Consider the following 24,449-nt stretch of genomic DNA (forward strand, 5'->3'; position numbering starts at 1 on the left):
AGTGTGTATCCAAAACTCAGCGAACACATGTGTTGTAGACAAACGTTTTTCGGATACAGGTGTAAGCTTAAATCGGCGTGGTTAATTGATAAAGTATTGTTGGAAAGGGAATTTAACTTAATAAAAAGGGCCAGTAATTACTGACCCTTGATATTAGTGCGTTAGCTTAAATTAGAAGCTGCGGCTGTACTGTAGACCCATTAGGATTGCATCTGCGTGAGTTGTACCAGAGATAGAAGATACTGTCGATCCTGCGGCTTCTGTAGACTCGTTAACTTTTACGTCATCGCCCATTAGGTATGTAAAGCCGAAATCTACGTTTGACTTATCATCGATTTGGTACGTAAAGCCTGCTGATAACCAGTTACGATCGGAATCTGGTACAGAAATTGACGTAACTTGATCTTGTGCACTTGTATCATGCATGTAACCAGCGCGCAGTGTCCAATCGCTGTTTAGGTAATAAGTTCCGCCGATTGAGTAGTGCATACCATCTTGCCATTTGTACTCTTTTTCCGAGATAGGAGCATTTTCAAATGTGATTTTGTCGAAGGTACCCCACCCAATCCACTGAACAGAGTAATGTACTGCAAATTTGGTGTCTTCGATGCGGTGGTAACCAGAAAACTCAGCCATGTCTGGAAGAGGAAGTTTGATCTTCTGTCCTTTATCATCTTCAGCTGTGATGTCTGGGCTGTAACGGTAAGAAAGACCAAAACGGTTGTTTTCATCTAACTCGTATACAGTACCAACGTTAAAGCCTACGCCCCAACCGTCAGCACCGTCAATATTCATAATTTGAGTGCCGTTAATAGCACTTAGGATGCCAGTAGCTTGGTTTACAACAGGGCCAGTATATAGCTGATTGCTGAAACTGCGTTGTAAAGTACCTTGTCCGTAGATCAGATCAAGACCTGCACCAATACTCCACTGTTCGTTTACGCGGTATGAACCGGCTAGGCCAAGGTTCATGCTCATGATTTCCGTTTTACCACCATATTCTGCGCCAACAAATGAGCCATCAAACTCAGTTTTTGTACCAAAGTTGGAGTACGCATTCACACCCCATGCAAACTGCTCGTTTACTGGAACTATAAGGTGAATGTTCGGCACAAAAGAAGTGTCACCGGCATCATCATAGTTGGAGTCTACGCCTGCGAAACCGTTATTTGGGCTAGAGTATTTAGCATCTTTTACTTCAATCATTGAAGTAATAGAAACTAGGCCTAGTGAAAGCTCCATCTCATCAAATAGAGCCATTGCAGCTGGGTTACGAGCCATTACTGACGCGTTATCAGCGATAACTGCGTCACCAGCAAAAGCACGGCCTAGACCAGTAGCTGATTGAGCATTAAGTTGGAAGCCTGCAGCGAGAGCGTGTTGCGAAGCTAGAGTTGCGGTTGTGATAGTCACTGCTAAAAGTGATTTTTTAAACAGACGCGTCTTGTTCATTTTTGCTTTTCCTTTTTGGTTCGTCTCTAGTGGACGATATTATTTGAGCAAAAGCTCAGTGGTGGCTGATACTAGACCCAAGTATATGATATAGAAATCCGACCATTAGGTACTTTGGCAATAAAATTGTGTAAATGATGGCTATCTGGCAGGAAAATGCTGACAAATGCATCTTTTTAGAGTTTGTACTCTACTTTTATGCTAAAAAAATGGCCTGAGCGCGTTGCTCAAGCCATGATGTAGGTCACAAATTGTTACTAATTTGTTAATTTTGGGGTTTGATGATATTTGACAGACTTTCAGCGATCTTAGCCACGTTTTCACCCTCTTCACCGACGAGGATTAAACTGTTATTTCCCATAGGTTCGACAACCCCAGCCATGCCATCTTTTTCAAAGTTGATTGCTTTATCTGATGCGATGCCTGTTAAGAACATCGTGACTTTGCCTTTTTCACCTTGAAATACCATGTGTACCGCGTTTGATTTACCGAACCCACAATGGTTAAGGTAATAAACGTGATAAGGGAAGGTGTCAGACAGTTGATGGTCAAAAGGCATCATCTTGGCGTTGATCTGTGAGGACTCGACGCGTTCATCCAGCTTAGCGACAAACGGCTGTTCGTCGATCACGTGTTTAATCGCTGTATTAGCCAGACTAGCTTGTGCTGGCGTGATGATAAGATTACCCCAGTTTAGTTGTCCCACAAGCAGGCCCGCGACAAAGGCGACTGAAGCGGCCATTGCCATCGCTTTACGAGCGAAATTCGGTCTAACAACCTTGTCTTCCAGTGCAGAACTTTGGTTGAACAAAATTCTATCAGCCAAATCTTCAGGAACTTCAACTGCCATTGCTTTTGCAATGCGTTTATCAAGATCAAGAATCTCATCAGCAAACTGTCGATTTTGCTCGCTTGCTGAGATCGCCGCATTAATCGACTCATCTCGCTGTTTAGGGTCGGACATAATGCGTCGACGGAATTCGAGTTCATCCATTTTGCTGCCCCCTTTGTGTATTGTCTGAATCTAACAACTCTTTCAGTTGATTACGTGCCCTGAATAGACGTGTCATAACAGTATTCTTATTAAGGCCAAGAATGTCGCCGATTTCTTCGCCACTAAATCCACCAACAACTTGAAGAAACAGTGGTTCACGGTACTCTTCTTCAAGCTTCATTATCTGTGCTTGAACCCATTGAGTTTGATGATGGGGATCATCAGAGGTCTTGGCATCATTACCATGATCTTCGATATCAACCAGATCAAATTGTTTACGTTCGAAGCGGCGCGCATTCTCTCGTCTCAAAATCGTAATGAGCCAAGACTTAGCGGCTTTTTCATCTTGTAAGCTATCGAGTGACTTCCAGGCTCTTAAACAAGTCTCCTGAACCAAATCTTCAGAAATGGTGGGATCTTTACACAGCCAATATGCGTATCGATATAAGTCACGGTGATAGGCTCTTACAAGAGCTTCATATTTTCTTTGCTTGTCCATATCCGAGTTGACCGGATCCTTGGACTTTTTCTTTCCAAAAAATTGAATAATTGACACATGTGCCTCCATTGTTGCCATGTGATTTCTTATTTTTGTTTTATCAATGCCACAATCATGTCCAATGAGCGGTTACTGGCCACTGCGTTTTTACCGTAATTGCGCATGTTTTGTGTTATTCATCGCCGGATTAGACGTGACCTCACAATTATATTGAGAGATATATAAGTCCAACGACATAGAAATCGAACTAAAATTGATCTACTTCAAAATCTAGCTAACTCTAACGGTTATAGTAACACCTGTCATCTAGTCGGTGTTTACATCGACAAGTTGAGCAAGATGACACTTCCTTTTGAAGGCTGACTTTACTTTCTCCTAATCAGGAAACTGATTATTTCAATTGGCGTAAGTTAATTGCTTTATATATTCCAACCACACAGTTTTGTGTGGTTTTTTTTTGCCTAAAATCTAAGCCAGAGAGGGCTGTTGGCTTTGATTTCACTTGGCCCTGACTTACCGACCTACCTATGCTGTATTAATTGTCCCATCTAAACACGGTGAATGTGGAATCTGGCTTGAGTCACGTTTATTCAAACGAGCGTTTGATTGAATTAACAATCTCGTTACAATGATTCTGGTCAGACCTCTATCTATTAAGGAGCAACAATGGGCAAGCAGGAAGTGAAAACTCGCTCAGGAGAACGCGTGGCGATTGTCGCAGGATTGCGAACGCCTTTTGCACGTCAAAGTACAGAATTTAGCCAAGTTCCCGCGGTGGACCTAGGCAAAATGGTGGTGAGCGAAATGCTGGCCCGCACTGAAATCGATCCTAAGCTGATTGAGCAAGTGGTGTTTGGCCAAGTGGTGCAAATGCCAGAAGCGCCAAATATCGCTCGTGAAATTGTATTGGGTACTGGTATGCACATCCATACCGATGCTTACAGTGTCACTCGAGCATGTGCGACAAGCTTTCAGTCTGCGGTGAATGTTGCCGAAAGCATTATGGCTGGCACAATCGATGTAGGTATTGCTGGTGGTGCCGACTCTTCATCTGTCTTGCCAATTGGTGTGTCTAAGAAGCTAGCAGCAAATTTACTTGCTCTGAGCAAAACCAAAACTCTTAGCCAGAAGCTCAATATCCTAAAAACGCTTTCTCTTAAAGACTTGATGCCAGTACCGCCTGCCGTTGCTGAATATTCGACGGGTCTGTCTATGGGGCAGACTGCCGAACAAATGGCAAAATCTCATGGTATTACACGTCAGGCTCAGGATGAGCTTGCCCATCGCTCTCATACCTTAGCTGCGCAAGCTTGGAATGAAGGAAAAATTGCTGGTGAAGTGATGACCGCTTTCCCTGAACCTTATAAAAAGTGGATCGCGAAAGACAATAATATTCGTGAAGATTCTACGATTGAAGGTTACGCGAAGCTTCGTCCTGCTTTTGACCGCCAATACGGTAGTGTGACTGCGGCGAACAGTACCCCTCTAACGGACGGTGCTGCGGCCATCATGCTAATGCGTGAAGGCAAAGCGAAGGAGCTTGGCTTAGACATCATGGGTTACATTCGCTCATATGCTTTCTCTGCAATTGGAGTCGAAAGCGACATGCTGATGGGACCATCATATGCGACGCCAATGGCACTCGATAGAGCTGGAATTCAGCTTTCTGATCTCACCCTAATTGATATGCATGAAGCATTTGCAGCTCAAGCGCTCTCCAATGTGAAGATGTTTGCCAGCGATAAATTTGCTCAAGAAAAGCTAGGTCGCTCTAAAGCAATCGGTGAGATTGATATGGATAAGTTCAACGTACTTGGTGGTTCAATCGCTTATGGTCACCCATTTGCTGCAACAGGAGCACGTATGATTACTCAAACTTTGAGAGAACTGCAACGTCGTGGTGGAGGTCTTGCTCTTAACACCGCTTGTGCTGCAGGTGGTTTGGGCGCGGCAATGGTATTGGAGGTAGAATAATGAGTGAACAAACCGCATTTAACTTATCAATTGATGAACAAAACATTGCTTGGTTAGCTATCGACGTACCGGGCGAAAAAATGAATACACTTCAAGCAGCGTTTGCTGAAGAAATGGAGTCAATATTCACGCAGTTGGCTGAAAAACAGTCGTCACTGAAAGGTCTGATTGTTCACTCTCTCAAGCCAGACAACTTTATCGCGGGTGCTGATGTTCGCATGTTGGACGCGTGCACCAGTGCGGGCGAGGCGCAAGCGTTGGCTGAAAAAGGTCAGCAAATGTTTCAGCAGCTCGCTGATCTACCTTATCCGGTAGTGGCGGCGATTCATGGCCCGTGTTTGGGTGGTGGTTTGGAACTTGCGTTGGCGTGTGATTACCGCGTTTGTACCGATTCTGATAAAACGCGCCTTGGTCTACCAGAAGTCCAACTGGGCTTGCTACCAGGTTCTGGTGGTACCCAGCGTTTACCACGCCTGATTGGTTTACTGCCTTCATTAGACTTGATCTTAACAGGTAAGCAGTTAAGAGCGAAAAAGGCGAAGAAGCTAGGTGTCGCTGACGCCGTTGTGCCGAAGACGGTTCTTCTAGACGTTGCAAAAAGTTTTGTTGAGAAACATACAGGCAAAAGCAAGACAAAACGTAAAGCGTCAACCAAAGAGAAGTTAATGGCGAATACGGGTCTTGGCCGTAAAGTAATCTTTGAGCAGGCAGCAAAGAAAACACGCGAGAAAACTCGTGGCAACTACCCAGCTGCTGACGCCATCCTAGAAGTCATTCGTTTTGGCCTTGAAAACGGTTTTGAGAAAGGTCAGAAGAAAGAAGCTGAGCGTTTTGGTGAACTGGTTATGACTCCAGAGTCAAAAGCACTGCGCTCAATATTCTTTGCCACGACAGAGATGAAAAAAGAGCACGGTAGTGACGCTGAACCGAAAAAACTACAACGTGCGGCGGTACTGGGTGGTGGCTTGATGGGGGCTGGTATTAGCCACGTAAGCGTAGCCAAAGCAAAAGTACCAGTACGTATTAAAGATGTGTCTAACGACGGTGTATTGAACGCGCTAAAATACAACTACAACTTGTTTGAAAAGCAGAGAAAACGCAAGATTTTGTCGAAAGCTCAGCTTCAGGATAAGATGCTACAGTTGTCTGGTGGTACAGATTTCACCACATTCAACCATACTGACATCGTGATTGAAGCCGTATTCGAAGATTTGCAACTTAAACAGCAGATGGTTGCTGATGTGGAAGAAAACGCGAAAGATAGCACCATTTTCGCTACCAATACATCTTCTTTGCCTATCCATCAAATTGCTGAGAAGGCGGCGCGACCTGAAAATGTGGTTGGTCTCCACTACTTTAGCCCAGTAGAGAAGATGCCTTTGGTAGAGGTTATCCCTCATCAAGGGACGTCGGATGAAACCATCTCTAGTGTGGTTGAGTTCGCTCGTAAGCAAGGTAAAACGCCGATCGTTGTTAAGGACTGCGCTGGGTTCTATGTAAACCGCATTCTTGCTCCTTACATGAATGAAGCTGCGCAAGTTCTAATGGCTGGTGAGCCTATTGAACAGCTTGATACAGCACTGCTTAATTTTGGTTTCCCAGTTGGCCCAATCACTCTTCTTGACGAAGTTGGTGTCGATATTGGCGCTAAAATCATGCCTATATTGGTCAAAGAGCTGGGTGAGCGCTTCCAAGGACCAGATGTGTTTGACAAGCTACTGAATGATGGTCGTAAAGGACGTAAGAGTGGTAAAGGCTTCTACACCTACAAGGGTAAGAAGAAAGAAGTCGATAAATCTGTGTATAAATTGCTCGCACTTAAGCCAGAATCCAAACTGGCTGAAAGAGAGATGGCTCTGCGCTGCGTGCTACCAATGCTCAATGAAGCGGTGCGTTGTCTTGATGAAGGCATCATCCGTAGTCCAAGAGATGGCGACATCGGCGCGATCTTCGGTATTGGTTTCCCTCCATTCTTAGGTGGTCCATTCCGTTACATGGATCAAATCGGCATTAAGAAGCTGGTTGAAATCATGAACGAACACGCGCAGAAATATGGCGATCGTTTTGCGCCGTGTGATGGGCTACTCACTCGAGCGGGTCTTGACCAAGCATTCTACTGATTATCAAGAAATTTATGCTAGGCGAACCGAGAGGTTCGCCTTTTTTATTTGTGAGAGTTATTATCAAGAAGAAAAAACAAAAACGCTAAAAAGGATGTCAAATGGATGCTCTAGATTTACTGCTCAACCGTCGCTCAATTGCCAAGTTGTCAGAGCCCGCTCCAGAAGGTAAAGCACTAGAAAACATTATTCGCGCTGGTTTACGTGCCCCAGATCATGCAGGGTTGACACCGTGGCGCTTTGTTATTGCCCAAGGTGAAGGGCTTGGAAAACTGTCCGAAATTTTGCTTAAAGCGGCGCAAGCAGAGCAAAGCGAGCAAGCGGTGATCGATAAAGTAAAGAACGCACCTTTTCGCGCACCTATGGTGATCACTGTTATTGCGAAAGTCACAGAGCATGACAAAGTCCCAGCTTTTGAACAGCATCTATCAGCGGGTTGTGCAGTGCAGGCGATGCAAATGGCGGCAGTCGCGCAAGGTTTCCAAGGTTTCTGGCGCTCTGGCAAATGGATGTTCCACCAAGAGGTGCGTAGTGCGTTTGCTCTTGAGGGTGAAGACCAAATAGTCGGATTCCTGTATCTAGGAACAGCAGGCTGCACACCAATGAAGGTGCCTGACAGGGATCTGAGTAAGTTTGTTGAATACCTTTAACCGATAAAGAGAGAGCTTGGTTTACGCCAAGCTCTCTTCTTTTTAATGGATGTTGTAAGCAATTACAAAGTCGATAAACAGACGTACTTTCTCAGGGAGGTGATCTTTGTGGTTGTACAACATATAGATGTCGCGAGGGTTCGCACTCCAATCTTGAAGCACTCGAACCAAGCTCCCATCTTCAATATATTCACGCAGCATAACGTCTGGCATCAGAGTGATGCCTAAGCCTTCCGAACAAGCACTTCTGACCACATTCAGCGTGTTGGCTTGAAAACGTCCTTTATCGTTATTGATGACGGTTTCGCCACTGTTGTTCGACAATTGCCATTTGAGCAGTGGTGACCCTTTTAGTAGCGAGTGCTGATGAAGTTCCTCCGCATGCTTCGGCGCAGGATGGGCTTTGAGATATTCGGGACTCGCCACCAAAATATCCGCCACAGAGCTAATTTTACGCGCGATAAGGCTTGAGTCACGCTGAGGGCCGACTCGGAAAATAACGTCCCACTCGGTTGGGTCAAGTTGCTCTGAGTGATTGCTGGTGGTGAGCTCGATGTTAATGTCCGGGTACTGGCACATAAACGCGTTAAACATCGGCATCATCATTCGTTTGGTCAGATTCGACGGTGCAGTGATGCGAATTTTACCTGCGGCACCGCGGCACTCATCGGTGATTTCTTCCGCAGCGAGTGTTAGACGGTTGAGTAGAGGTGAACACTCTGCATAAAATCGTTCGCCAGCTTCTGTCAACGAGAGTTTACGCGCGTGGCGGTTAAGCAAACGAAGGTTTAAAGATTCTTCTAATGCCTGAATACGTCGCGTAATTGTTGCAACAGGAATCATTGTTTTACGCGAAGTTGCTGTATAGCTCCCATTTTCGACTACTAGTCTAAACAGGTTTAGGTCATCTAATTTCATTGTACCAGACACATATTTTTACGAATTCGATTAATTTATATCTATATCAAATGCTAAAGCTTGAGTCATATCAACAACTACAGCGAAATTTGATATCCCATACATATAGTATGCAACTCAGGTCAAAAGTGGAAGATTTGTATAAACAGCCTTTCGCGACTACTTTTTAAAGAGTGTTTGAAACAACTGACAACAATAAAAATAACGAAACGTTGTACCCCATGCAGTTTGTGAGGCGAAGGTTTATGCATAAGACAATCGAAGTTGGGACCAGTGCGACAGTACCAGTCTCCGGTGGACAAAAAGTGATTATGCTGGTGGATGACGACCCGATATTTCGTCGTATCACCTCAGGTTTTTTACTTGCCCAAGGATACAAGGTCATTGAAGCAGAAGATGGTCTAGATGGCTTACAAAAATTACGTACTGGTGAACCAGATTTAATACTCTGCGACCTCTCTATGCCGATTCTTGATGGAATAGAGTTCGTTGAAGAGGTGAGTTTGGAATATCCATCACTCCCTTTAATCGTCGTTTCTGCGACGGACGAGATATCGGATGTCGCCAAAGCGCTCCGATTTGGCATCAAAGATTTCCTCGCCAAGCCGATCAGTAATCACGCCCACCTTGCTTGTGCGATAGAGAACACGCTAGATGACTCAGACAACCATTTGAGCGACCAACGGGATTTTTCAAGCCAGTGGTTCAGAGTGGATAGTGGGGATATGCCGGAAGAACAAGAGTTACACTGGCATTTAGAGTATTTGGAAGACAACCCGAGTGCAGCGAAAGACCTGCTTCATGCCCTGTTGCCGGACAAAGATACTTCCCAAGGTGATTGGAAATGCAGCTACCGACTGCTTCAGTCCACAGATGTGATGCCGCTGGTTTTCGACTATGCGTGGTTGATGAACGGTCAGTTGGCCTTTTATCTAGTGGATTCTGACAGTGAAGGTCAGCATGGTGCGGCAACCACCTTAATGATCCGCGCTCTTTTCCATGACTATCTGCGTAATTTGAAGTGCTTTAATGCTGACTTGAAAGATATCGCATCTCTATTGGAGAAGGGCATTAAATGTACGGGGTGCAGCACACCAGTTCGGGCGCTATTTGGTATCGCTGACTTAGCTGAAGGGACACTCTCTTTGCTGCCTGCGGGTTTAGATGCCCAATGGTCAAATGGATACTTTAATCAGCATATTCCGGCTGGAGCTTTGTTGGGACAGAACTGTGGTAAGAACTTTATCACTTCAGATTTACCCATTCAGTCAGCCTGTCAGTTGACGTTAAATTGCCTCGGTTCAAGCAGTTTTAGTCTCGACATTTATCAAGGAGCGAAAGCGTAGCGCAGAGCATCACAGTTTCCAAAAACCCTAATTTTAGTCGGTGTTTGTCACCGTCTGATTAGGGTATAGTCCGCCATAAACAAAAATAGCCCATTTCCTTAACATTAAGTTAATGGTTTGGGTAATAAGTCGTCACCTACAATTTGAGAAGTGAGCTCATGGCAGACAAAGATTTTAAAGAACCATATAATATTTTTTACTTTCTAGGATTTATAGCAGTACTACTTATCCCGACGCTTCCAGCGACTCTTACCTGGATTCGCGTCTTAAATGGATACGCGGGCTTCTAAACCAGACTTCGGAGCATGCCATCAATATTCGTAAACTCTTTCTCAAATTTGTTGGTATGCTCAGCCTAGTTTTAGGCATCATCGGTATATTCCTTCCTCTATTACCTACCACCCCTTTTATTCTACTGGCTAGTGCGTGTTTTATGCGCAGCAGTCCACGTTTCCATTACTGGCTAAGGCACCATAAAACTTTTGGGCCGATGTTAACTAACTGGCACAAAAATCGCGCTGTCACCGCGAAAGTTAAAAAGCGTGGAGCGGTATGCATCTTGATGAGTTTTGCATTTTCAATCTGGGTAGTACCGCATTTCTGGTTAAAGATTATGCTAGTTTTGATGCTGATAGTTTTACTGAGTTGGTTTATTCGTTTGCCTGTGATGGAGCACCTTGCCGACAGCGAAGAAAATCACTAAGATTGCTAGGAAGTGTGCCCGCTTTTAGAGTGGGCGTTTGTTTTTTTAGGCACAATAAACTTGGTGACTGTTTCGGTTATAGCCTTAGTTTAGATTGTGCTGAGAACCATGCTAATCGTTGGTTATCGTTACCTGTAACTTGTTCAACCAACTTAGCCAATCTAAGTAAAGAGTTATGACAACTGAAACAATTGCGCAGATCAAATCTAGCATCAAGAGCATTGCTGACTACCCAAAACCAGGCATTCTTTTCCGTGATGTAACCAGTCTTATGGAAGACGCAAGTGCTTACCAAGCGACGATTCAACTACTGGTTGAAAAGTACAAAGATATGGGATTTACCAAAATCGTTGGTACAGAAGCACGCGGTTTTCTGTTTGGAGCGCCTTTAGCTCTTGAGCTTGGTGTCGGTTTTGTACCAGTGCGTAAGCCAGGTAAATTGCCTCGTGCGACCGTTGCTCAATCATACGAGCTTGAATACGGTACAGATACCCTAGAAATTCATACTGATGCGATCAAAGAAGGTGACAAGGTACTGGTTGTTGATGACCTTTTGGCAACTGGCGGCACTATCGAAGCGACAACGAAGCTAATCCGTCAACTCGGCGGTGTTGTTGAGCACGCTGCATTTGTGATTAACCTTCCTGAAATCGGTGGTGACAAACGTCTTGAAGGCCTTGGCCTTAACGTTTACAGCATTTGTGAGTTTGAAGGACATTAATCGGGTAGGTTATTAGTGAGTATAGTTTCATGAGTTATCTTGCCTTAGCGCGAAAGTGGCGACCAACCAAATTTAATGAAGTGGTTGGTCAGGCCCACGTTTTAACTGCATTAGAGAATGCTTTAGCACAGAATCGTCTCCACCACGCTTATCTATTCAGTGGAACGCGAGGCGTCGGTAAAACGACGATTGGACGTCTGTTTGCTAAAGGTCTGAACTGCGAAACAGGCATTACAGCCACACCTTGTGGGGTTTGTGATACTTGTAGAGAGATCGATGAAGGACGATTTGTTGATCTGCTCGAAATCGATGCGGCGTCTCGTACTAAGGTTGAAGATACTCGTGAACTCCTCGACAACGTGCAGTACAAACCTGCACGCGGCCGTTTTAAAGTCTACCTTATCGACGAAGTTCACATGCTGTCTCGCCACAGTTTCAATGCCTTATTGAAAACACTGGAAGAGCCGCCTGAGTATGTGAAGTTCTTGTTGGCGACCACTGATCCACAGAAGCTGCCGGTAACGATTTTATCGCGCTGTCTCCAGTTTCATCTGAAACCGATCAGCGTCGACAACATTCATCAACAGCTCGATCATATCTTACAGCAAGAAAAAGTTGTTTCAGAAGCACGCGCCTTGGGAATGATCTCCCATGCTGCTGATGGCAGTATGCGTGATGCGTTGAGTTTGACTGACCAAGCTATCGCACTGGGCAATGGACAAGTCTTGACTGACAGCGTCGCGCACATGCTGGGTACGCTAGATACAGATCAAGCATTACACCTGCTCGAAGCCATTAGCTCCAAACAGCCTCAGGTCGTGATGGATTGTGTTACAGCGCTTGCACAAAATGGTGTTGAGTGGGATGGATTGCTACAGCAGTTAGCTGCACAGTTGCATCGTTTAGCCATGTACCAAGCGTTACCTGCCACCTTAGACCAATCTCAGCCTGATGCCGAGAAAGTTGAGCTATTGAGCCGTCAGCTATCGCCACAAGATGTTCAACTTTATTACCAAATTGCGCTTAAAGGGAGACAAGACCTTCCTTTAGCACCGTCGGAGAGAACTGGCTTAGAGATGGTTCTTTTGCGTATGATGGCGTTTAGGCCAGCATCGCAAGCACAAGCAAACACGATTTCTGTTGCTGTAGAACCGCAAGTGCAGGTGAAGACACCTACGCAAAGTCATGTCTCACCTCGCTCTGCCACATCCTCAATGCAGCCGACGAATCAAACTGCTGAGCGAGCACCTGTCCCTCAGGCGAGCCCTAGTCAACCAGAGATGCCACCAGTGGCGCACTATGATGCTCCTCCGGCTACCGATTATATGCCTGAGCCGCCGAACTATGATGAAGTTCAGCAGTATTACGACCAACAAGGCAATCAGCCAAGTTCTGCCGCACCGGTTGAACAGCCTGCTCAGCCACAACAATCAAGCGCTCCTTCTCGTGTCGCTGGCTTGAGGCATCAACTGCGCTCGCAGCGCAATGGGGTGAATTCAGGGCAAGGGAATACGCCAAAAAAGGCTAATGCGACATCTGCAAAACCAGAGTCTGTTCTAGAACGTGTAGCAAGAAAGCACGCCGGAACCGAGCAGGTGTCGCCATTGTCTAACCCGAATATCAATGCAACACCTGAGGCAGACGATGAACCGTATCGCTGGAAACCGTCGCTGCCACAGATAAACACGGTTAAAACTGAGCTGACGCCGACCTTACTAAAGCAAGCGTTAGAGCATGAAAAAACACCAGAAATGGTGGAGAAGCTGGTACAAGAAAGTCTAGAACAGAGCGAGTGGGCCAAGTTAATCAGCCAACTGTCGACGGCTAAGCTGACTGAGCAGTTAGCGTTAAACTCGCATTTCCAGAAGAGTGACGCGTCCATTTCCTTAGTGTTGAGAGCATCGCAGGCGCATCTAAACACAGATCGTGCACAAAGTGAGTTGCTTGGTGAATTAAATCGAGTTCTCAACCAAGAGTGCCACTTGAGCGTTGAGATTGGTGAAAGTGGTGAGACGCCTCTAGAGTTAAGAGACAAGCTGTATCAAGGGCGTTTACAGCGTGCTTTTGACAGTCTGGAAAGTGACCCGAATATCCAGTTCATCCAAAAAAGGTTTGCCGCTGAACTCGACAGTGAAAGCGTTAGACCGATTTGATTTTTACGGGGTTGAATCGTAATGAGCCAGCCCCCATCTAATAACGAAACAAGCTAAATAACCAGAGAGATTAACATGTTTGGTAAAGGCGGTATGGGCAATCTAATGAAGCAAGCCCAGCAAATGCAAGATCGCATGCAAAAGCTTCAAGAAGAAATCGCAAATATGGAAGTAACAGGTGAGTCTGGCGCTGGCCTTGTGAAAGTGACCATTACTGGCAGCCACAGTGTACGTCGTGTTGAAATCGACGACAGCTTGATGGAAGACGATAAAGAGATGCTTGAAGACCTTATCGCAGCCGCTTTTAACGACGCAGCACGTCGTGTTGAAGAAACTCAAAAAGAGAAGATGGCAAGTATTACCGGTGGCATGCAACTACCACCTGGTATGAAAATGCCTTTCTAATCAACAAGGTTAAATAATGCGCACCAGTCATATGCTGGAGCAATTGATGGAGGCCTTACGTTGTCTGCCTGGGGTTGGCCCTAAGTCGGCACAGCGTATGGCCTTTCATTTGTTACAGCGAGATAGAAAGGGCGGCTTACAATTAGCCGATGCACTGAGTCAGGCAATGACCGAAATTGGGCATTGTAATGAGTGTAGAACCTTCACGGAAGAAGACGTTTGCCACATCTGTACCAATCCTAAACGTCAGGAAAATGGTCAACTTTGTGTGGTAGAAAGTCCGGCAGATATAGCTGCGGTAGAAGCTACAGGTCAGTACTCAGGTCGATACTTCGTATTGATGGGGCACTTGTCGCCTCTAGACGGTATCGGTCCGAGTGATATCGGCCTCGATGTTCTAGACTATCGACTACGTCGAGGTGACATTTCAGAAGTCATCTTAGCCACAAATCCGACGGTTGAAGGTGAAGCAACGGCTCACTATATCGCGGAATTGTGTAAAGAAAGTAACGTGTTAGCAAGCCGCATTGCTCACGGTGTTCCTGTTGGGGGTGAGTTAGAGCTCGTTGATGGTACGACACTCTCTCATTCGCTACTTGGCCGACATAAGCTGTAATCGTTCCAAATAAAAGCAAAGCCGCGATATCTATCGCGGCTTTTTTATAACGTCTGTTAGTCTTGAGAACCCGCAAACGAACGGTAGGCGAAAGCGCCAAGAGCGGCACCGACGATAGGTGCTAACCAGAACAACCAAAGCTGAGAGGTAGCCCAGTCACCGACGAAAACAGCAACTGCTGTACTACGAGCAGGGTTTACTGACGTGTTAGTCACTGGGATGCTGATCAAATGAATCAGTGTCAAACCCAATCCGATCGCAATCGGAGCAAAACCTTGAGGAGCACGTTTGTCTGTCGCTCCCATGATGATAATGAGGAACATCATCGTCATCACGACTTCGGTGAGTAATGCCGCCGTCAATGAGTATTGACCTGGAGAATGTTCGCCGTAGCCATTTGCCGCAAAACCTGACGCCGCGACGTCAAAACCAGACTGGCCTGTCGCAATAAAGTAAAGAACCGTTGCTGCGATAAGTCCGCCAATCACTTGAGCTACGATGTATGGAAGAACGTGTCGACCTTCAAATCGACCCCCTGCCCACAAGCCGATAGTCACCGCTGGATTTAAGTGACAGCCAGAAATATGGCCGATAGCGAATGCCATGGTTAATACGGTTAAACCAAAAGCAAGAGATACGCCAAGTAGTCCGATGCCAACATCAGGGAAGCCGGCTGCCAAGACTGCGCTGCCACAGCCGCCAAGCACTAGCCAAAAAGTGCCAAAAGATTCTGCAAAGTATTTATTCATTAGGTTATTCCTAAAGTTTGATTGGAAACACATGTAGAACATAGGCAACAAATGTCATGATTGTGTGAGCCAAATAGCGAACGGAAGGAATAGTTTTATGATTCTAAAAACTGAAACGAAAATTTGTAGGAAAGTGAGATAAATACTCACTATCTGGACTAACGAGAAGGTGCGATTGACGATTTCAAATCGATATTCTAGCGAATCGATCTAAGTTAATGCTTCGAGTTCGGTAATATTGCTGATCGCTTCGGCGTTTGTCGAACCACAAACGACTGGGCAAGGCTTAAAGTCGTGACAAACTTTAGGACGTTCTTTCTGACCAAATAACCGACATAGATTGTCGTCATTAAGTTGAACGCAGCGAACGCCCGCGGGCTTACCATTTGGCATGCCTGGTATTGGCGACGAAATACTCGGAGCGATACAACATGCCCCACAACCTAAGCGACATTCCATAAGTGATTAGCCTTAACGTAATTTGGCAGCATGTTAGCAAGAAATGTGACTTTTATCACTAATATCTTTGAATGCAGTGTCGACCTGATAAGCAAAATCTATCGCATAGGAAAATTTTTTTTCGTGAATTTGATGTTGTTAATGGAATAAATACTCTAGAAGATAGGCCGATCAGAGTGGATTTTCGTGGATCACGACTATTTATCCTTTCGTAAATTATTTGCTAGTTGTTGTGGAATTAAAATCACCATGATGCAAATTTAATTTGAACCAATGCATCAGGTTTAAAAGTTTTTAATAATAGTGGTGTTAATAATAGTTTTGCATTCATCATGCCGTTTATTTAGAACTATAGACCGTATAAATAAAAGAATGCTATTTTATTAGTCAATTTGTTGTTAATGAGTTAATTGTTGATTAAATAGCGAGCAAGAAATTGCTTGATCTACAGGCTGCCATTTGCCTAAAATTAGCGAATGATTAATTCGGTATTTATTTTAATATTTAATACTCAGATATTTCCTTCTATTTTGTGAGTTTATTCTTAATTAATTTCCTTGAAATTTTATGATTAAATAGGGTTATTTTCGGCCTCTAGAAACTGAGGATAATGGAAGGTAACTCATACCTTAAATAGCAGGTTCTGGTACGGTAAAATATTATAATAACCTGCAGCGAGAGTAGGGAAACTGATCAGTTATGATTTCGAGTCACAGGGTGGTAGTCGTGCCAAAGTTCACCAAACTGCTTTCCATTATTCTAGCGACTGTTACGTATAGCTTCAGTGCATTGGCTATTGAAAATTATGATGTCGAGAAAATGTCTGCGGCAGAGGCCTATGAGTATGGCAAGCTGCTTCGAGCGCAGTTTCGGAACATAGAAGCGAGAGCTTACCTCAAGTACTCAGCAGATAATGATCATCCTGATGGCGCCTATGCTTACGCGATGGAGATGATGGGTTTCCAAGACAGTGTAAGAGCTACGGGCTATGCAAGAGACTACTTGATAAAAGCTGCACAAGCCGGGAGTAAACCCGCTCTTAAGTACCTGTATCGTTATGGGGACTGGTTAAGTGCTGCAAAGCGCGACAAATATAAGAGTCAGTACTATAACAGCCTGATTGAGATGGGGGCTAAGTCACCGGGTCTCGCTTATTTATATTTGTCAGACTATTTTCACGCTTCAGACGCCGACTTATCTGAGTATTACTTAAATAAGGCTATGGCGTTCGAAATACCTAACGCTTACATGACCAGTGCGCAAAGGCTGGAGAATGGGGAAGGTGATTACTTCTTCGCAAGTGAACGATTCGAAAGGTCGCGCAGCCTATACTTAAACGCAGCGACTGCGGGGTATATTCCTGCGATCAAGCGGTATGTAGCTATCTTGGAGTCTAGTGGCAAGTTTCAGGAAGCTCTTGAGTGGAGAGAGGCAGGTCTGAAGCAAGGAGACATTACCTCGTTGGTCACGCTAGGCAATATCTATAGTGGCAATAGTCTCCGATACAGCTTTGTCACGGCCGATCTGGTAAAGGCAAAGGCATACTATGAACTCTATTTAGAAAATGCCGGACAAGACAGATTCAGTAGTATATATCGGCAGGTTGAGGCTAATTATCAAGAAACCTTAGATCGAATAACAGACGTTCAAATTCCTCACTCCGAAGCATTTAAAAATGAACTGTCTGAAATCAACTATTTTTACCACTATGACTATCTTTGGAATACCTATTAATAAATTATCTTTCGTAGACGTCGTTCGGTAATTTGGCTTGTGGTGGTTGTTTGATGGATTGTGTTCTTAATATAAAAGATAGCGAGCACTAAATTAGTGAATTATTAAATTAGCTGTTTATAAATCTGTAATTATTATCTGATGGTGAAATTATTCAGCCTGATGTTCTTTGCGAGCAATCGGCAGATTACTTTATTGTCAATATAAATGCCATTCCCTTTAAATTTAATATCGGAGAACTTTGATTATGTCTAAGGAAGGAAGCGTAGCGCCTAAAGAGCGGATTAATATTAAATATATTCCGGCTACAGGTGACGCTCAAGCTGAAGTTGAACTTCCACTCAAAACATTGGTTGTTGGAGACTTTAAGGGCCACACCGAAGATACCCCTGTTGAAGAGCGCAGTACCGTTTCAGTTGATAAGAACAATTTTGAATCTGTGATGCGTGAAAGTGAGTTGCGTCTGACGACTTCAGTGAAAAGCAGGCTTACTGAAGATGAAAATGCAGAGCTGCCTATTGAATTGAATTTTAAATCATTGGCTGATTTTGCACCGGACTCCATTGCTGGTCAGGTTCCTGAACTTAAGAAGCTTATCGAACTTCGTGAAGCACTGGTCGCGTTAAAAGGTCCACTAGGTAACATTCCAGCTTTCCGCGATCGCTTACAAGAATTGCTGCATTCACAAGACTCACGCGACAAGCTTCTGGAAGAGCTAAATCTTGTCAGTGAAGACGCTAAATAAAACAAAATGCTGACTAATAACATTCGTCATTTAATGGATTAGGAAATACCTGATGTCTACAGAAACGGTACTTGAAAGACCCCAGCTGGCTGAAGGCGGCTTACTGGATGAAATCATGGCGCAGACTAAAATCGCGCCAAATGAAGATGGCTACGATATTGCCAAGAAAGGCGTCGCGGCGTTCATCGAAAACTTAATTGGTTCTGAACAAGCGGAAGAAGCGGTCAATAAGTCTCTTGTTGATCAAATGCTGGTTGAGTTAGATAAAAAAATTAGCGCGCAGATGGATGAAATCTTGCACGACAGCCAGTTTCAACAAATGGAGTCTGCTTGGCGTGGCCTGAAGCTGCTTGTTGATCGCACTGATTTTGGTGAAAACAACAAGATTGACCTGCTGCATGTGACCAAAGAAGAGTTACTTGAAGATTTTGAGTTTGCACCAGAAACGACACAATCAGGTCTATACAAGCATGTCTATTCTTCAGGTTATGGTCAGTTTGGTGGAGAACCAACGGGCGCAATTTTGGGTAACTTTACTTTTACGCCTTCTACACCGGATATGAAGCTGCTTCAATATATGGGTGCGCTTGGTGCAATGGCCCATGCTCCGTTTATTTCAAGTGTCGGTCCTGAGTTCTTTGGTATTGACTCGTTTGAAGAGCTGCCAAACATTAAAGACGTTAAATCGATCTTCGAGAGCCCGAAATACACCAAATGGCGTTCCCTACGTGAGTCTGAAGATGCACGTTACCTAGGTCTAACCGCCCCTCGTTTCCTTCTGCGTGTTCCTTATGATCCAGCAGAAAATCCAATCAAATCATTTAACTACTCAGAAAGTGTTACAGAATCTCATGAGCACTATTTGTGGGGTAATACGGCTTTCGCCTTTGCAACACGTCTAACAGACAGCTTCGCTAAATACCGTTGGTGTCCAAACATTATTGGTCCGAAAAGTGGTGGTGCCGTTGAAGATCTGCCGGTACACCTGTTTGAGTCTATGGGAGCGTTGCAAGCGAAGATTCCAACGGAAGTATTAATCACTGACCGCAAAGAATTTGAGTTGGCTGAAGAAGGCTTCATTGCACTGACGATGCGTAAAGGTAGCGACAACGCTGCGTTCTTCTCTGCAAACTCTATTCAGAAGCCAAAAGTCTTTCCGAATACTAAGGAAGGAAAAGAAGCGGAAACTAACTACAAACTGGGTACTCAGTTACCTTACATGATGATCGTCAACCGTTTAGCTCACTACATTAAGGTTTTACAGCGTGAGCAAATTGGTTCATGGAAAGAGCGTCAAGATTTAGAGCGTGAGCTAAATACTTGGATTAAGCAGTACGTGGCTGATCAGGAGAACCCGCCAGCAGACGTACGCAGTCGTCGCCCACTTCGTGCCGCGAAGATTGAAGTTGCTGACGTAGAGGGTAATCCAGGTTGGTATCAGGTTTCTCTGTCTGTCCGTCCTCACTTTAAATACATGGGTGCGAACTTCGAACTGTCCTTGGTTGGTCGTTTAGATCAGGCGTAATAAATATGGCGTACTTTGCACCGGAAGAAAGTACGTTTGGTGTTGGCTTCTTCGAACGTTTAGAAGCCAACTCTACTAACGTCTCTTTAACTCAAGGACCTGACGCCAGCGATGTGCTGAAGTCAATCAAGCTCAATGTTTCGAGAATTTTAAACACACGTGTTGGTGGTGCTCAAAGCTCACGCGAGTTAGGTCTCATCGACTTCAATGATGCGACGCTAGATACGCTTGATCTGTCTCTTAAAATCACCCTCGCTATTCAGGATTGTCTGAATAACTTTGAGCCGAGGCTACAGCAGGTCGAAGTTGTGCCTCAAACCGATAGCTACAGTCCCCTGTCGTTGAAATTCAAAATTACAGCGGAAATCAACAGTGAAGCAATACATGATCGCGTTCAGTTCAGTTTGCTGCTCGACCAAAACAGAAAATATCGAGTGATTTAGGGATTATGACTCAAGATAAGTACTTCAGAGAGGAACTGGCTTTTTTAAAGGAGCAAGGGCGAGAGTTTACGGAAATTCACCCTCAGCTTTCTCGTTTTCTCCACGGCAGAACGATGGACCCGGACGTTGAACGTCTACTAGAAGGCTTCGCTTTTCTGACTGCGAGACTGAGACAAAAAGTGGAAGATGAGTTCCCTGAACTGACTCACTCAATGATTAACATGTTGTGGCCTAATTATCTAAGGCCGATCCCGAGCATGTGTATATTGGCGTTTACTCCAAAGACGGGCATTAGCGAGCAACAAGTTATCGCTAAGGGTACTAAAGTCGACAGTAAGCCGGTATTGGGCACGAAATGCCAATTTCAAACTTGTCGCGAAGTGAAGCTTTATCCATTGGACTGTCATGATGTCAAAGCTCAGCATACGAGAGAAGCCTCTACGATTGATATTGAATTAAAGCTCATTGGTGATGTTAACGTTGGTCATTCGTTGCTGGATAGTCTCCGTTTTTACTTAGGTGGAGATCAGTACAGCTCACAAATGCTTTACCTTTGGTTAAATCACTACCTTGATAGAATCAGCATCGATGTTGCTGGCACTGAGTTTCCTCTAGCAAAAGAGCATTTCAAACCCGTAGGTTTTGATAGTGAGGATGCGTTGCTGCCGTATCCGACCAATGTGTATGAAGGCTATCGAATCTTACAAGAATACTTGTCCTTTTCTGAGGCGTTTCATTTCTTTGATCTATCAGGTCTCGATAAGGCGATCCCTAAAAATGTGACAGGACAGTTCACTCTTAAGCTGCATTTTTCCAAAACGCTTCCTGTCGACGTAAGGATCACAAAAGAGAATTTTCAGCTGTATTGCACACCCATCATCAATCTGTTTAAACACGATGCTGACCCTATCTCGCTGACGGGTCGTCAGTCGGAGTATAGAGTGGTGCCGTCAAGCCGTAAGCCATCTCACTATGAAATATTTAACATCGAAAGTGTTTCTGGATGGCAAGACACCACATCTCAAGGAAAAAGAGTTCGCGGAGCTGAGCGTATTTATTCGTCGTTTGAAAGTTTTCAGCATGAAGTTGAAAGGGTGAGAAATCGGACGGCTCTCTATTACCGGTTACGTGTCAAAGAGAGTATTCGTTCTGATGGTTTTGAATCCTTTATCTCATTTGTCCGAAGCGATGAAACGACATCGTTTGATATTGATGAAGCGGTTTCAATTAAGTTGAACTGCACCAACAGACTGCTACCACTCGAGTTAGGGGTGGGGGATATCTGTAAGATGACGGATACCTCGCCACCGTTTGCTACCTTCACCAATATCTCTGTGCCTTCGCAATCTTTACGCCCCGTTTTAGACGGCAGCTTGCTATGGACACTCATCTCTAACTTGTCACTGAATTATTTATCGTTGCTGTCAAAAGATGCCCTTAGCAGCGTACTTAGAGCCTACGATTTTAAAGCTTTGGTTGATAGGCAGGCAGAGAGGGTATCGAGGCAGCGGTTAGATGCGATTCAAAAGATAGAGTCTAAACCAGTAGATAAGATTCTAAGAGGGTTACCGGTTCGTGGTCTTCAATCGACGTTGCAGATGGATCAATCAGGATTTGGTTCAGAAGGTGACTTATTCCTATTTGGGACAGTGTTGAGCCATTTCTTTGCCTTGTACGCGAGCATTAACTCATTTCATGAATTACATGTGGTCAATGTCACTAATCAGGAGAGGTACACATGGGGTACTCAGGCAGGGATGCAGCCACTGATTTAGTGGAACGAGTAGAGCTGCCTGAAATGGTAGCAATGCCAAACGATGTCCATGAATACAATTTCTATCAGCTTGTTGAGTTGCTACAAAAACTGAATGAGATGAATCCAGAAGAGGATATCTGGGAGCGCCAGTGCAAATTAGTGTTTAGTGCCAACCCAAGCTTAGGCTTCTCTCCGTCGGATGTGAATCGATTGGATCTACTCAACGACGAGAGAATGGTCATGATGACCAATTTCTTTGGGTTGTCAGGCGCGCAGTCACCGCTTCCAGGCTACGTGGTTGAGCAGTTATTAAATGAAGAGCCAGGTGGTGCCAAGCTGCCGTTTATGGATTTTTTTAATAACCGCCTGATCAACTTGGTTTATCGAATCTGGAGAAAATATCGCTACTTTGTGCGCTTTCAGCCAGATGCGCAAGATGATTTCTCAGCGCAATTGCTGTCATTGGTCGGTCTAGGCTCGCCTGACCTACGAGGGGATACCCCAATCAACTGGTGCAAGATGTTGGCCTATTCGGGAACTCTTGCCGGACGCAGTCGCTCTCCTCAAGTGGTGTCGGGAATCATTGCACACTGCTTTGATCTCGAAGAGGTCGAAATTAGGCAATGGACGCGACGCACAGTAAGAATTGATCCCTCGCAGCAAACTCGCGTGGGGAGCGCCAACTCTCAACTTGGGGTGTCATCAATGGTTGGGGAATCTGTGGTCGATTGTAATGGCAAATTTACTATTTGTATCAGCCGGTTATCGAGACAAAAGTTCTCCGACTTTTTACCTTCAGGTCAAGAGTTCGGCCCTTTATGTAAATTAGTCGAGCTTATTTTGCGTGAGCAGATGGCTTATGACCTAGAGCTGACGATGGACGATAACGAAGCGCCGGACTTTGTGTTAGGTGGATCTGCGGACATAGCACTTGGTTGGACTTCATTTCTTGGAACCAACGAAAAAGACAAAAGCGTACTCATTCAGGTAAGGCAGTAACGATGGAAACGACTGAAAAACTCAATTTAAACCTTTTGATTATCAATGCTCAGAAGTTGGAGTCGGGCTTATCTGTGCTAATGGATTGGGACGCAAACGGAGGCGTAATAGGTTCGTCATCGGATTCCAAATGGGTGCTTAAAGACACGAATGGTCATATTTATCCGCAGCATTGTGAAATCGTTGTGCACGATGGTGCGTTCTGCCTCAAAGATCTATGTGGCGAGACCTATATCAATGGTACAGAAATGCCGATTGGCAAAGGTTTGTTGGCGAAACTGGTCCACAAAGATCAAATTCAAATTGGCCCCTACCAAGTTCGGGTTGCCTTAGGTGATCTAGAAGAAGACAACATCACAGGTTCTTTAGCAAGCATGTTCGAAACGACGAACGATGATCTGCTTTCAGATGAAGTGCCCGATGGCGAGCACGATGAGCAAAAGGAGCACGTTGAAAACTCAGACCCAATCGCCGCTTTGGAAAAGCTGATTTCGCCCAACAAAGAAGAGTCTTTGATTGATGGCGAGCTGGCAGACGTTAATGCGGAAACTAAGCCGCAAGGGCTTGTTCCAGAAAACGATCTCACGTTAAGGGATCCAAACTTCACCGTGCAAGCTGACAGCGACAATGAGATTTCATCTTCGATGTCACTGAAAAGAATTCTTAGCTTTGGGTTTGGCGGCAAAAAGCAGTCTAAGCGTCAAAGTGCAAAAACAGAACAACTCACATTCAAATCAGACCGAGCGGTGCAGCTTGAGTCTCAACAAACAGCAGCTAACAACGTTTCAGAGGACTTTCAAATGGATGAGCAAACACTAGATTTGCTAGAGGAAGAAGTAGCAAAAAGTATTCAGTCGGAGCCGGCAGCCGTTAAAAACCTTGCCAACACCGGAGGGCACCTATTAACAGGGCCAATGCTTAATGGGCTAGGTGCGAACGTCAACCATACCGATGACATTGAACGTATGCACATGCTGTCTCAAGAGATGGGTGAATCATTACAAGCGTGTATACAGGGCATTTTGGATCTTCACCAACATGTGAGTGAAGGACGTTTTGGGACCTTAAATAGAAACCTTCAACCGATCGAAGATAATCCACTACGTCTTGGCTTGTCATATGAGGAGACGATTAAGACTCTGTACGACTCTGAGAAAAGTGCCGTGCACCTTTCCGCTCCAGCAGCAATTGAAGAGAGCTTAAAGAATGTTCAAGCCCACAATGAAGCGATGCAGCATGCGACGGGAGAAGCGTTAACGCAAATTCTGAACGCGTTTTCACCACAAGTGCTGTTGCGCCGATTCCAAAACTATAAACGTCCCCACCAAGATATTGGCCAAAATAACGATGCTTGGGCTTGGAACATGTACTGCAACTACTACCGAGAGCTCACCTCACATCGCCAACAAGGTTTCGAAAAACTGTTCTGGGAAATTTTTGAGCAGGCGTACGACAAGAAAATCCGTGAGAAACAGCTGGAGTTCTAAA

The 24,449-nt window shown here is 44.8% G+C and carries 22 protein-coding genes; 16 read left to right on the forward strand and 6 right to left on the reverse strand.

Annotated features, from left to right (window positions below):
• Window positions 1–171: 171 nt before the first annotated feature.
• From ACQEXP_RS16625 to ACQEXP_RS16635, 3 genes are all read right to left on the reverse strand, one after another.
• Window positions 172–1,452, reverse strand: coding sequence for an outer membrane protein transport protein (locus tag ACQEXP_RS16625; RefSeq protein WP_426970985.1), 1,281 nt, complete (start codon window positions 1,450–1,452; stop codon window positions 172–174).
• Between the two features lie 265 nt (window positions 1,453–1,717).
• Window positions 1,718–2,446: a DUF3379 domain-containing protein gene (locus ACQEXP_RS16630; RefSeq protein ID WP_269377796.1), complete on the reverse strand. Its 729-nt coding sequence runs from the start codon at window positions 2,444–2,446 to the stop codon at window positions 1,718–1,720.
• Window positions 2,439–3,014 carry a sigma-70 family RNA polymerase sigma factor gene (locus tag ACQEXP_RS16635; protein WP_269377902.1) on the reverse strand — a complete coding sequence of 192 codons (576 nt, stop codon included), beginning with the start codon at window positions 3,012–3,014 and terminating at the stop codon, window positions 2,439–2,441. The genes ACQEXP_RS16630 and ACQEXP_RS16635 overlap by 8 nt, the downstream gene beginning before the upstream one ends.
• 597 nt (window positions 3,015–3,611) lie before the next feature.
• Here ACQEXP_RS16635 and fadI point away from each other — a divergent pair.
• The 3 genes from fadI (at window position 3,612) to ACQEXP_RS16650 (ending at window position 7,689) form a co-directional block, all read left to right on the forward strand.
• A complete protein-coding gene (gene fadI, locus ACQEXP_RS16640) occupies window positions 3,612–4,919 on the forward strand; it encodes an acetyl-CoA C-acyltransferase FadI (RefSeq protein ID WP_269377794.1) in 1,308 nt (435 codons plus the stop codon).
• Window positions 4,919–7,039, forward strand: a complete 2,121-nt coding sequence (fadJ, locus tag ACQEXP_RS16645; protein ID WP_269377792.1) for a fatty acid oxidation complex subunit alpha FadJ — start codon at window positions 4,919–4,921, stop codon at window positions 7,037–7,039. The genes fadI and fadJ overlap by 1 nt, the downstream gene beginning before the upstream one ends.
• Window positions 7,040–7,140: 101 nt before the next feature.
• The gene (locus ACQEXP_RS16650) at window positions 7,141–7,689 is read left to right on the forward strand and encodes an NAD(P)H nitroreductase (protein ID WP_269377790.1); all 549 of its coding nucleotides are present in this window, start codon (window positions 7,141–7,143) and stop codon (window positions 7,687–7,689) included.
• Window positions 7,690–7,731: 42 nt separating this feature from the next.
• On the opposite strand, the gene ACQEXP_RS16655 is transcribed toward ACQEXP_RS16650, so the two are convergent.
• Complete coding sequence (locus tag ACQEXP_RS16655; protein ID WP_426970986.1) at window positions 7,732–8,607, reverse strand: LysR family transcriptional regulator; 876 nt, start codon at window positions 8,605–8,607, stop codon at window positions 7,732–7,734.
• A gap of 245 nt (window positions 8,608–8,852) precedes the next feature.
• Here ACQEXP_RS16655 and ACQEXP_RS16660 point away from each other — a divergent pair, with 245 nt between their 5' ends.
• From ACQEXP_RS16660 to recR, 6 genes are all read left to right on the forward strand, one after another.
• Window positions 8,853–9,953, forward strand: coding sequence for a response regulator (locus ACQEXP_RS16660; protein WP_426970987.1), 1,101 nt, complete (start codon window positions 8,853–8,855; stop codon window positions 9,951–9,953).
• 346 nt (window positions 9,954–10,299) lie between these two features.
• A complete protein-coding gene (locus ACQEXP_RS16665) occupies window positions 10,300–10,656 on the forward strand; it encodes a YbaN family protein (protein ID WP_269377785.1) in 357 nt (118 codons plus the stop codon).
• 175 nt (window positions 10,657–10,831) lie between these two features.
• Complete coding sequence (apt, locus tag ACQEXP_RS16670) at window positions 10,832–11,377, forward strand: adenine phosphoribosyltransferase (protein WP_138971004.1); 546 nt, start codon at window positions 10,832–10,834, stop codon at window positions 11,375–11,377.
• A gap of 29 nt (window positions 11,378–11,406) precedes the next feature.
• Window positions 11,407–13,530: a DNA polymerase III subunit gamma/tau gene (gene dnaX, locus ACQEXP_RS16675; RefSeq protein ID WP_426970988.1), complete on the forward strand. Its 2,124-nt coding sequence runs from the start codon at window positions 11,407–11,409 to the stop codon at window positions 13,528–13,530.
• 75 nt (window positions 13,531–13,605) lie between these two features.
• Window positions 13,606–13,935, forward strand: a complete 330-nt coding sequence (locus ACQEXP_RS16680; protein WP_138971007.1) for a YbaB/EbfC family nucleoid-associated protein — start codon at window positions 13,606–13,608, stop codon at window positions 13,933–13,935.
• 16 nt (window positions 13,936–13,951) lie between these two features.
• Window positions 13,952–14,551: a recombination mediator RecR gene (recR, locus tag ACQEXP_RS16685; protein WP_138971008.1), complete on the forward strand. Its 600-nt coding sequence runs from the start codon at window positions 13,952–13,954 to the stop codon at window positions 14,549–14,551.
• A 56-nt stretch (window positions 14,552–14,607) separates the two neighbouring features.
• Here recR and aqpZ read toward each other — a convergent pair whose 3' ends face one another.
• Together aqpZ and ACQEXP_RS16695 are read right to left on the reverse strand one after the other, a co-directional pair.
• The gene (gene aqpZ, locus ACQEXP_RS16690) at window positions 14,608–15,300 is read right to left on the reverse strand and encodes an aquaporin Z (RefSeq protein ID WP_426970989.1); all 693 of its coding nucleotides are present in this window, start codon (window positions 15,298–15,300) and stop codon (window positions 14,608–14,610) included.
• A 210-nt stretch (window positions 15,301–15,510) separates the two neighbouring features.
• Window positions 15,511–15,759: a YkgJ family cysteine cluster protein gene (locus ACQEXP_RS16695; protein ID WP_269377779.1), complete on the reverse strand. Its 249-nt coding sequence runs from the start codon at window positions 15,757–15,759 to the stop codon at window positions 15,511–15,513.
• Between the two features lie 726 nt (window positions 15,760–16,485).
• Between ACQEXP_RS16695 and ACQEXP_RS16700 the strand changes: the two genes are divergently transcribed.
• The 7 genes from ACQEXP_RS16700 (at window position 16,486) to tagH (ending at window position 24,448) form a co-directional block, all read left to right on the forward strand.
• Complete coding sequence (locus tag ACQEXP_RS16700) at window positions 16,486–17,493, forward strand: sel1 repeat family protein (RefSeq protein ID WP_426970990.1); 1,008 nt, start codon at window positions 16,486–16,488, stop codon at window positions 17,491–17,493.
• A 247-nt stretch (window positions 17,494–17,740) separates the two neighbouring features.
• Window positions 17,741–18,238 (forward strand): type VI secretion system contractile sheath small subunit, encoded by a 498-nt coding sequence (gene tssB, locus ACQEXP_RS16705; protein WP_269377775.1) that lies wholly within the window; start codon window positions 17,741–17,743, stop codon window positions 18,236–18,238.
• A gap of 49 nt (window positions 18,239–18,287) precedes the next feature.
• Window positions 18,288–19,763 (forward strand): type VI secretion system contractile sheath large subunit, encoded by a 1,476-nt coding sequence (gene tssC, locus ACQEXP_RS16710; protein WP_426971003.1) that lies wholly within the window; start codon window positions 18,288–18,290, stop codon window positions 19,761–19,763.
• 5 nt (window positions 19,764–19,768) lie between these two features.
• Window positions 19,769–20,206 (forward strand): type VI secretion system baseplate subunit TssE, encoded by a 438-nt coding sequence (gene tssE / locus ACQEXP_RS16715; protein WP_269377773.1) that lies wholly within the window; start codon window positions 19,769–19,771, stop codon window positions 20,204–20,206.
• A 5-nt stretch (window positions 20,207–20,211) separates the two neighbouring features.
• Window positions 20,212–21,981 (forward strand): type VI secretion system baseplate subunit TssF, encoded by a 1,770-nt coding sequence (gene tssF, locus ACQEXP_RS16720; RefSeq protein WP_426970991.1) that lies wholly within the window; start codon window positions 20,212–20,214, stop codon window positions 21,979–21,981.
• A complete protein-coding gene (gene tssG, locus ACQEXP_RS16725) occupies window positions 21,945–22,961 on the forward strand; it encodes a type VI secretion system baseplate subunit TssG (protein WP_426970992.1) in 1,017 nt (338 codons plus the stop codon). The genes tssF and tssG overlap by 37 nt, the downstream gene beginning before the upstream one ends.
• 2 nt (window positions 22,962–22,963) lie before the next feature.
• Window positions 22,964–24,448: a type VI secretion system-associated FHA domain protein TagH gene (tagH, locus tag ACQEXP_RS16730; RefSeq protein WP_426970993.1), complete on the forward strand. Its 1,485-nt coding sequence runs from the start codon at window positions 22,964–22,966 to the stop codon at window positions 24,446–24,448.
• Window position 24,449 lies beyond the last annotated feature (1 nt).

This window comes from Vibrio sp. TRT 1302, assembly GCF_050113875.1.
GTDB lineage: Bacteria > Pseudomonadota > Gammaproteobacteria > Enterobacterales > Vibrionaceae > Vibrio.